The organism is Rickettsia endosymbiont of Ixodes scapularis (assembly GCF_000160735.1).
GTDB classification, from domain to species: Bacteria; Pseudomonadota; Alphaproteobacteria; order Rickettsiales; family Rickettsiaceae; genus Rickettsia; species Rickettsia tamurae.
The window spans coordinates 23933-33951 of record NZ_GG688316.1; the positions used below are offsets into that span (position 1 = coordinate 23933).

Here is a 10019-nt window from a genome sequence, read left to right on the forward strand (position 1 = left end):
TGTTCTGACGTAGAACCCCAGATTTTTTTGATTTCAAGAAATTGAAATTTTTGCTTCTCGTTTTTCAATATATTCTTTAAGTGATAAATATTTGCCATATTCAAGATGGGTAGAAATAATTTTATGTAATGGCACGCCAAGTTTATACAAATGAAAGATTTTTCTTGATCGTTATCATACATTGATTTTGTAATGTTCCTTTAGGTTTACCAAGTTTAATGCCTTTTGCTACCCTAGCACGTAAGCCTTCTTTAGTACGCTCCGATATAAAATCACGTTCCAACTCTGCTGTCATAGAAAATACGGTGATTAAAATTTTGTTGGTAACATTATTTTTGTCTTTGGGATTTAAGTCTAGGTTTTGCTTGATAAGAATAAGCCTCGACTGTTTCTCTTGTGTAATTGTTTCAACAATATTCAAGGTTTCTTTGATTGAGCGTCCCAAACGTGATAATTCAGATGCGATTACAATATCTTTAGGTGACAATTTTTCTAATAATTCATCTATGCGTCTTTTAGCAGTAGATTGACGTGATGACATCTCAAGCTCAATCCATTCATCAACTATAAATTTATGATCCATACCATATCGGCTAATCATATTTTTCTGACTCTCTAAATTTTGTTCATGAGTGCTAACACGAACATATCCATAAATCATCCTAAAATACCTTAATTTTGATTGATTTTGTCTTAACGTATTTTATAGTACTTTCACTAAAATAATAGTTTTTCATACAATGAATCTTTTTGATATAAAAAAGATATTTATATAATGGACATTATAAGCATAATAAATACAATATGTATAACTAAAGAACCCTCAGCTATAAGCTGAGGGGTTATAAAGTGGAATCGATTAGAAATCGATCATCATTCACAGGTTCACCTTCCTGTTCATCAATATAGTGCTGTATCATTTCATCAGTTATATTACCTGAACTGACCGCCATATAGCCCCTAGCCCACAAATGATTGCCCCAAAATTGTTTTCTTAAATGAGCAAATTCTTGCAATAAAATTCTTGAGCTACTACCTTTTAAATACTGTACTAACTTGCTAAGAGATATTTGTGATTTATATGAGATAAACATATGCACGTGATCACATGATATTTTCCCTGAAATTATATATACTTCATGTTCCATACAAATCTGCCTTAGTAAATCTCTAGCCCTTTCCGCTACTTTGCCTATCAATACTCTCTTCCTATATTTTGGTATCCATATAAGATGTACTTTTAAATCATACTGACTATGACTATTCTTTCTATAACTTCTCATGTTTCTTGATATAAATTCATTGCTAAAGCAATTTCATTATATCTTCCCTTCGCCTGAAGGCGAGGGATTTCTTATCCCCGAAGGGGGACATTAAAATTCTCCTTCCCGATTCCTTGGCACTTCTACTGTCAATTTACAACCTTCTGGATCTATTAGAGTCTTTTCATATAGTTGGATTTGATACTTTGCTCTTATTTCTCATATTAGCCTCATGTAAGTTGTTTTAATTAATTTTATTCTTAACTATTTTTATAACTTACACAAACTTTCTGACACCCTCTGGAAGTAGCTAAAAATATGCTTTCTGCTGGTTCTGATATTTCTTTTATCTCTACAGGACTCTCTATTTCTGAAATCAACGATCTTCTTAAAAACAAAGCTTGATTTCTATATTCTTTGCTTTCATTATTCTTTTTGGAAAGTAGTAGATTCTACTTTCCTTCTGTATTTTTACTTAATTTACTCAATTATTCGTTCTAGTTTCTTGCGTTTGATGTTTGCTTCTTTTGCTCTAACAAACTTTTAACTCTTCTGTTTAATTCTTCTCTCCTTTTCTTATAACAGATTCTATTATCTAGATTTAATGTTTCTTCTGTTACTGTCATTGCCGCTTGAGAATTTAAGGCGGTGTCTTGTGTATTGCGGTTTCTTTTGCTTTGGTCTTGTAGGTTGTGATATTGTGATTGCATTTGAAGAAGACTAGTAAGATGATTTAATCACACTCTATCTAAAATATCGTACTTAGTCAAAATCTATTCTTAAGGCAAAGTAAAATATATTAGTACGGAAAACAGGTGTTTTCCGACATGTCTTCTATTATCTATTTAAAACTAGGTTATTTATATACGATAAACACTGTCGTATTGCTACACAGTACGACTATTAGCAAAATAAGGTTTCTCGTACATGCTAGTTGGATATATGAGAGTTTCTAGTGAAAATGATCGTCAAGTGTTCGATCTTCAATATGACGCACTCATTAAAGCAGGGGTAGACCCAAGACATATTTTTCAAGATAAAGCAAGTGGTGCTAAAGATAATAGAAAAGGATTACAAGAAGTTTTAGATTATCTAAAAGATGGTGATTGCCTTATTGTATGAAAATTAGATCGGTTAGGACGATCATTGTCTCATCTTAATTACCCTTATTGATGGTTTTAAGCAGAAAAATATTGGCTTTAAATAATTGACTGAGCAAATGGATACTACAACGCCCTATGGTGAATTCTTGTTTAGTGTGTTTGGGGCTCTTGCTCAATATGAACGAGCACTTACGAAAGAACGCATTATGGCAGGTTTGAAATCGGCTAAACAAAGAGGTAAAACCGGTGGAAGACCAAGAGCTATTTCACCTGAAAAAATGCTAGCTATTAACGAAGCCCTGAAATCCGGCACAAGCAAAGCTGCAATATGCAGGACTTTTAACGTTAAAAGAACTACTCTTTATGATAATCTGATAATATGCTCCGCTGTCTGTGAGATGAAATCTTAACTGTGGGGCATCAGATTAAAGCGTCACTAGTACTAGAATAATTTTTATTATACTGTATCAATTTTCAGCAGGTGTATATTAAAAATCTGTATCATTACAAGACGGTCTCTATGCTAACCTTAAGGAAGTCATCTTTATTGCTATTAGTGATTATATTATTTTCCCTGATAAAGCTGATTATATCTCTCATCATGTTATCCTAGATAAAATTACTTTTGAACACGATTTAAAGGATTTCTCTTTTAGCTTTATTGAACTACCTAAATTCCCTATAGAGCAAATAGAAGATCTAAAAACTATTATAGATAAATGGTGTTATTTCTTTAAATATGCTTCTAAAACTAGTGAATCTGACTTGCAGAAAATTATATTGATAAATGGAAAATCAAAGGACAATTACTCCTTATAAAATAATTATTAACTATAATTGTCAGGTTCTTATATGCAGAAATTCTTCATCACCCTTGGACTACTTATCACTGTTTGATTTGCAAGAAGAGAGACGTGAGCAAATTAATAAGCGAGAACAGAGTAGAAGTTAGAGCTTTAGCTAGAGAGAAGAATTTTAGTAAATTAGAGGAACGCAGGGCTAAGTTAGAAGAGCAGATTGAAGAGCTCAAGGAGCAAGGAGCTAAGTATGATGAGAAGTTAGAGGAAATAGTTAGTAGAATATCAACTATGACTAAGCTAATCAAAGAAAGCCTGAAGCTGAGCAGTAGTTCTGTATTAATGGGCGAGAGGACTATTCAGCTTAATATTAACTATGAAACGCTGCGGAAACATGCAGGATATGATATACATACAAGTACTATTTACAGAACATCACACAAAAAGGCACAATAAGTAATTGCAAGGCGTATCAGGATTTAATGACAGTAGCGCGGGATGCCTGCGGTGATATTTTAGTAGAAAGAGAATTAGCACAACAAAAGCCTGCAACTAATACTACAAGTAAATTAATTGGTAGATTACAAAAGAATCTATCAGCTATAGATAGTTTTGTTTTTGATAATCACGAATTAATAGAGCTAAAGAAATGTGATTTGCTCGAGAATCAAAAAGTTTTAAGTGATCTAAAGCAAGAGGAGCAGGTTAAGGAGAATTTCATTGAAACATTACTGCCGCATTATTTAGGACGGGTTTACCAGGAGCAAGGAGCAGAGATTATAGCGAAGTGGGAAGCGGTTAAAGATGCTAACTCTAATATAGGTGTTCTGACGTAGAACCCCAGATTTTTTTGATTACGAGCAGAATTGAATTTACTGATTGACAATCATGAGAATAGGGTCTGTCAGATTTTTTATGTAAGTACGATTTCTCCATTTGCCCAATTTTGTAAATTAGTATCACAAAGTATAGCAAATTGATTTAAAGCCATGGCCCAATTCTTAATAGGCATTGTCCATTTTTTAGAAGCATTTGTCAATGCTAAAAAGATTATTTTCTGAATCGATTTATCATCTGGAAATACCCCCTTATTTTTTATAATTTTACGAATTTGACGGTTAGTTGATTCAATAGCATTAGTAGTGTAAATCGCCTTTCTAATGTCTTCCGGAAAGCTAAAGAACGGAGCTATTCCAGACCAATTTCTCTGCCATATATCAAAAATAACTGGATATTTTTCATCCCATTTTTTAGCAAAATTTTGTAATTCTCTTAATCCCTCTGCTTCATTTATTGCAGAATAAACTGCCTTTAAATCAGCTGTTACCAATTTTAAATCTTTATATGATACGTATTTTACAGAGTTTCTTACCATATGAACAATACACAGTTGTACTGTGGTTTTTGGGAAAATGCTATTTATTGCTTCTGGAAAACCTTTAAGACCATCAACACACGCAACATATATTTGTTCTACACCACGATTCTTCAGTTCTGTTACTACTTGCATCCAAAATTTAGATCCTTCATTCTTGCCTATCCAAATACCTAATAGTTCCTTCTTGCCTTCTATATTCACGCCAATATCTAGATAAACTGCTTTATTTATTATTATATGATTGTCTCTTGCCTTAACATGAATACAATCTACATTATAGGATATACACTATCAAGTGCTCTATTCTGCCACGCAGTAACTTCCTCTAAAATGCCATCAGTTACCTTTGATATTAACTCAGATGATACTTTGGTGGCATATAGTTCTTCTAAGTGCCCTTGTATTTCTCGAATAGTCATTCCCCTAGCATATAAAGATATTACTTTATCATCAAATCCTTCAAATCTCCTTACTCCTTTTGGAATTAGTTGAGGTTCAAATTCTCCTTCCCGATCCCTTGGCACTTCTACTATCAATTTACGACCCTCGGAATCTATTAGAGTCTTTTCATAATTGCCATTACGTCTATTATCTGACTCCTTGGTATTCTTAGAATGCTTCTCATAACCTATATGAGATTCCATTTCTTTTTCTAAAATCTTATTTACTATCTGCTTTTTAATTTCCTGAAATATTCCTTCTTTGCCAAATATCTCAGATGGATCACTTTGTGATAGTATTTCTGATACTACTTTTTCTATAGTCGGATTTGATACTTTACTCTTATTCTTCATATTAGCCTCATGTAAGTTGTTTTAATTAATTTTATTCTTAACTATTTTTATAACTTACACAAACTTTCTGACACCCCCTGAGAATAAGACCTAGGATTCATAATCCTAGGTTAATATCTTAGCTTAGCCTTTGTATGTCTTCTCCCATGATGGAAGATTTAGTTGTTTAACAAGTTTATATTTACTTTTTATCTCTGCTGTTGGTTGCTGCAGCACAAGTCAATAAATGGTTATTTACTAGCATTTAATTTACAAAACAAGTAGCTTGCTATGTGTTAATAAGTTAATTCGATATTTTTCATTATTTCACCTATATTTATAGAATTACCTTTATTGTAAAACGTATATTGACCGAGAAAATGAATATGATGATGCCAAGCAACTGGCGATATTTTCTTTAGTATTGTCAAAAATTTTTTATTATTGGCAAGGTTTTCATATTTATCTAGAACTCCAGATAAAATAACGGAGTTATAGTAAATAATCGCATTAGCAAGCAGTCTACCGCATAATTTCTACATCAATATCTGTTTTACCATGTAATTGTTTTTTACCACCAACTTTTGCAATAGCAGCTCGTAATTGGTGATATGATTCAATTCTATTTTGTGATTTGCGTACAGTTTTCTGTAATTGGCTATCCATCAGATATTTTAGTGTATAGATACTTCTTACTAATTTATCGTACTCAAAAACAGCTCTCCGCAAAGCATTTTCTGGTGATAAGTGACATAATTTTTTAATCAAATTAGCTTGATTCATTTCTTTTAGTGCCAAGGTGGCAACAAGTTGATCAATACTACTTTTTTGTTCAATAATAACTTGGATATCAATCTGAGCAATGGGTTTAATTAAGCAATGTGCGTATTCTTTAATATCATCCCCGCAATACAGATTTTTTAGTTGATCATTGAGGTTGGTGAATCTTGGATTTAACCCAGCTCCAAACCACTTCATGATTGCAAAGTTTGCTTTGTTGATAACATGCATATCACCAGTTATCACTCCTGGAATAATTTCTGAGGTATTGTTATGCCAAATATCAAACACAAAGTAACTTTAATATTCATGTGTGCCAATAAGCTCACATTGCAATGGTATATGATTTGCAAGAATAGTGTAAGCACTAACACCTTGACCTTCTCGCAAATACTTACGTGAATAACGTGCTTTGATATTGGGCGTATCCAGTTCAAATTTCTGACCATCAACGCTGCTATAAAGTAATTCTAAATCTAAAGAATAATACGGAAAAATCTTAAGCTTTGAGATAGCATTGCTTATTATGTCGTTTGCTTCTTTCAATGTTGATAACCGTAAATACTGCTGATAACTTGTTTCAAGTGTGCGGTATGAAATATCACTAATTTGAGACATTTTATAATTGCCGTGGTTAAAAGCTTGAGCAAGAATTGTAGCGATTAGTTTATCCTTATTGTTTGGTTCTTGTTTAGCATAACGAGGCTGCAAAGTGGTAAAAGCTGATAAAAAATTGCAATTGTTATTCACAAAGTTTAATACTTCGCTAATTTCACAAAACGGTAATTGTTTGAAGAATTTGTTTTGTATTTTTTCATCCTTACTTGTAACTTTTCTGAGCTTTATCAATTTGTTGCCACTTAAATTCTTGCTTGCGGTGCAGCTTATTAAGCATCTTTTGCCCAAGAACTTGAATATCTTCTTGAGACATAATTTTAAAAGCATGATCACGTACTTTGACAAATAACGTCGTATCGTTAAATTGCTCATCCACATAAAGCAATAGTAGGTTTCCTATTTTTTCTTGTGATTCTGTTGCTTCATCGACAAAATGAGTTTTTACTTTGTCTCGAATAGTTTTTTCAAATCTCTTTACTTGGTAGATAAAGGCTTCTACTAAATTATCACTTAATTGCTGATAGCGTTTAAGCACGTAACATAAAATATATAAATAATCCTGGTTGTACCGCAACTTACGTAAGTTACTAATACTGTAATAATGAGCAAGATTGACATAACTATCAATATTCTGCCTTGAAATATCTAATTTTAGTATCACGTCTATAGCAGTGCTATATAGAGGTTCTAAGGTGCTATATTTTTGTCGTTCCTTTAGCATCATTTTAAAGCCAAAATTTTTAGCATCTTGCTTAAACCCGGCTAGTGTTGAAATAGTATTTTCACTTACCATCAATTGATCTAGAGCCTCTTTATGTTCACTCTTTAGCTCTCTATCTAGTATAGCACTGATACGTTTACGTTCCGCAGTAAGACTTTTACTGACTATAGCTTGTAGAGTAGTATAAGCTGGGCGTACCACTTTGATGTTATTTAAAAAAGCAATTAGCTCACGTGCTATAAAATTAGGCGAAATATCACGTTTTATTATTTGAGTTGCTTGGTTTAGGAGTACCTGCAGGAAGTCTTTAGTCCAGAATCGGTAACCAAAGAAACCTATAATTTCTTTACGTTGAGTGTAATATTCATGATTAGTGATAGAAATTTTAGATAAATTTTTATCATCAAAATAATGGTATATAATAAACTGCAAGTCCTCTTGTGGAATATTTTCCCATGAGAGTTGAAAAAATATCTTTTTTGCTTTAAAATAGCCAAGTTGTAATGCATAAAAAACATTGATATGGGTGTGTAGACTGCTTGTAATATTTACAATCTCACTTTCAGAAAAACTAAAATATTCTCTTCGTTGTTTATTATTAAAATCCGGTATTCCATACAAAGCAAATTTTCCACTTCGGAAAAAAATAGCTAAATTTTTATCTTGGGTCATAATTAATGTCCCCCTTCGGGGATAAGAAATCCCTCGCCTTCAGGCGAAGGGAAGATATAATGAAATTGCTTTAGCAATGAATTTATATCAAGAAACATGAGAAGTTATAGAAAGAATAGTCATAGTCAGTATGATTTAAAAGTACATCTTATATGGATACCAAAATATAGGAAGAGAGTATTGATAGGCAAAGTAGCGGAAAGGGCTAGAGATTTACTAAGGCAGATTTGTATGGAACATGAAGTATATATAATTTCAGGGAAAATATCATGTGATCACGTGCATATGTTTATCTCATATAAATCACAAATATCTCTTAGCAAGTTAGTACAGTATTTAAAAGGTAGTAGCTCAAGAATTTTATTGCAAGAATTTGCTCATTTAAGAAAACAATTTTGGGGCAATCATTTGTGGGCTAGGGGCTATATGGCGGTCAGTTCAGGTAATATAACTGATGAAATGATACAGCACTATATTGATGAACAGGAAAGGTGAACCTGTGAATGATGATCGATTTCTAATCGATTCCCACTTTATAACCCCTCAGCTTATAGCTGAGGGTTCTTTAGTTATACATATTGTATTTATTATGCTTATAATGTCCATTATATAAATATCTTTTTTATATCAAAAAGATTCATTGTATGAAAAACTATTATTTTAGTGAAAGTACTATAAAATACGTTAAGACAAAATCAATCAAAATTAAGGTATTTTAGGATGATTTATGGATATGTTCGTGTTAGCACTCATGAACAAAATTTAGAGAGTCAGAAAAATATGATTAGCCGATATGGTATGGATCATAAATTTATAGTTGATGAATGGATTGAGCTTGAGATGTCATCACGTCAATCTACTGCTAAAAGACGCATAGATGAATTATTAGAAAAATTGTCACCTAAAGATATTGTAATCGCATCTGAATTATCACGTTTGGGACGCTCAATCAAAGAAACCTTGAATATTGTTGAAACAATTACACAAGAGAAACAGTCGAGGCTTATTCTTATCAAGCAAAACCTAGACTTAAATCCCAAAGACAAAAATAATGTTACCAACAAAATTTTAATCACCGTATTTTCTATGACAGCAGAGTTGGAACGTGATTTTATATCGGAGCGTACTAAAGAAGGCTTACGTGCTAGGGTAGCAAAAGGCATTAAACTTGGTAAACCTAAAGGAACATTACAAAAATCAATGTATGATAACGATCAAGAAAAAATCTTTCATTTGTATAAACTTGGCGTGCCATTACATAAAATTATTTCTACCCATCTTGAATATGGCAAATATTTATCACTTAAAGAATATATTGAAAAACGAGAAGCAAAAATTTCAATTTCTTGAAATCAAAAAAATCTGGGGTTCTACGTCAGAACACCAATTAGCCGTGAGCATGAATTCTTTAGGTTGCTTGATGGAAATCTTAAATATGTGGAGCAGTATGATAGTAGTTTACTATCAGCAATATCAAATGCTAAGACTATAGAGCAAGATAAGTTAATTAGTAATATGCATAATATGGTAGTATATGCCCAAAAACATGGTATATTAAAGGATTACGAGATACTAAATCAATTTAACTCTTCTGATAGTCATAATGTTCTTAAGAATTTAAGTAAAATATGTGAGAAGCATTATATGGATTATCACAATTAGAATATTAAGCAGTTATTAGATGATGAGCATGTGATGGTAGGAGCTAAGAAATATTCATGCCCGCTTAAATACATAAAGCATGAGATGCAGAATAATATCCCAGGCTTTGTAGATGAGAAGCATATAGCATCAACCTTTGCTAAGGTAAAAGCAGAAGTTAAAGAGCTACGCAAAGAGTTAGAGCTAGAACATACAATGACTATGAGATTTTAAAGGATTTGCAAGCATGACCAGTGAATATAATAATCAGAAA

At 32.2% G+C, this 10019-nt stretch carries 9 protein-coding genes and 5 pseudogenes; 8 read left to right on the forward strand and 6 right to left on the reverse strand.

Annotated features, from left to right (window positions below; genetic code table 11):
• Window positions 1-142 precede the first annotated feature (142 nt).
• Both REIS_RS10475 and tnpA (REIS_RS10480) read right to left on the reverse strand, forming a co-directional pair.
• The gene (locus tag REIS_RS10475; protein WP_241760990.1) at window positions 143-661 is read right to left on the reverse strand and encodes a recombinase family protein; all 519 of its coding nucleotides are present in this window, start codon (window positions 659-661) and stop codon (window positions 143-145) included.
• Between the two features lie 181 nt (window positions 662-842).
• Window positions 843-1283 (reverse strand): IS200/IS605 family transposase, encoded by a 441-nt coding sequence (gene tnpA / locus REIS_RS10480; RefSeq protein WP_008579210.1) that lies wholly within the window; start codon window positions 1281-1283, stop codon window positions 843-845.
• 906 nt (window positions 1284-2189) lie between these two features.
• Between tnpA (REIS_RS10480) and REIS_RS14745 the strand changes: the two are divergent.
• The 4 genes and pseudogenes from REIS_RS14745 (at window position 2190) to REIS_RS10500 (ending at window position 3998) form a co-directional block, all read left to right on the forward strand.
• Window positions 2190-2775 (forward strand): annotated as a pseudogene (locus tag REIS_RS14745) (recombinase family protein).
• A gap of 97 nt (window positions 2776-2872) precedes the next feature.
• Window positions 2873-3145 (forward strand): annotated as a pseudogene (locus REIS_RS13765) (PD-(D/E)XK nuclease family transposase); the annotation flags it as partial.
• Window positions 3146-3279: 134 nt separating this feature from the next.
• Window positions 3280-3618, forward strand: a complete 339-nt coding sequence (locus REIS_RS10495) for a hypothetical protein (protein ID WP_040614938.1) — start codon at window positions 3280-3282, stop codon at window positions 3616-3618.
• A gap of 26 nt (window positions 3619-3644) precedes the next feature.
• Entirely contained in the window at window positions 3645-3998 is a 354-nt protein-coding gene (locus REIS_RS10500; RefSeq protein ID WP_040614939.1) for a hypothetical protein, read from the forward strand.
• A 77-nt stretch (window positions 3999-4075) separates the two neighbouring features.
• On the opposite strand, the pseudogene REIS_RS13770 reads toward REIS_RS10500, so the two are convergent.
• From REIS_RS13770 to REIS_RS17680, 4 genes and pseudogenes are all read right to left on the reverse strand, one after another.
• A pseudogene (locus tag REIS_RS13770) lies at window positions 4076-5334 on the reverse strand (IS256 family transposase).
• Between the two features lie 275 nt (window positions 5335-5609).
• Window positions 5610-5834, reverse strand: a complete 225-nt coding sequence (locus REIS_RS17670; protein WP_371256196.1) for a Tn3 family transposase — start codon at window positions 5832-5834, stop codon at window positions 5610-5612.
• Between the two features lies 1 nt (window position 5835).
• Window positions 5836-6843 (reverse strand): annotated as a pseudogene (locus REIS_RS17675) (Tn3 family transposase).
• A 70-nt stretch (window positions 6844-6913) separates the two neighbouring features.
• The gene (locus tag REIS_RS17680) at window positions 6914-8104 is read right to left on the reverse strand and encodes a DUF4158 domain-containing protein (protein WP_008581486.1); all 1191 of its coding nucleotides are present in this window, start codon (window positions 8102-8104) and stop codon (window positions 6914-6916) included.
• Window positions 8105-8200: 96 nt separating this feature from the next.
• Here REIS_RS17680 and tnpA (REIS_RS10520) point away from each other — a divergent pair.
• The 4 genes and pseudogenes from tnpA (REIS_RS10520) to REIS_RS16295 form a co-directional block, all read left to right on the forward strand.
• Window positions 8201-8633: pseudogene (gene tnpA / locus REIS_RS10520) on the forward strand (IS200/IS605 family transposase); the annotation flags it as partial.
• Between the two features lie 191 nt (window positions 8634-8824).
• Window positions 8825-9454 (forward strand): recombinase family protein, encoded by a 630-nt coding sequence (locus tag REIS_RS10525; protein WP_008581469.1) that lies wholly within the window; start codon window positions 8825-8827, stop codon window positions 9452-9454.
• Between the two features lie 87 nt (window positions 9455-9541).
• A complete protein-coding gene (locus REIS_RS16290; RefSeq protein ID WP_241760987.1) occupies window positions 9542-9766 on the forward strand; it encodes a hypothetical protein in 225 nt (74 codons plus the stop codon).
• 30 nt (window positions 9767-9796) lie between these two features.
• On the forward strand, window positions 9797-9979 hold the full coding sequence (locus REIS_RS16295; protein ID WP_241760988.1) for a hypothetical protein: 183 nt from the start codon (window positions 9797-9799) through the stop codon (window positions 9977-9979).
• Window positions 9980-10019: the final 40 nt, after the last annotated feature.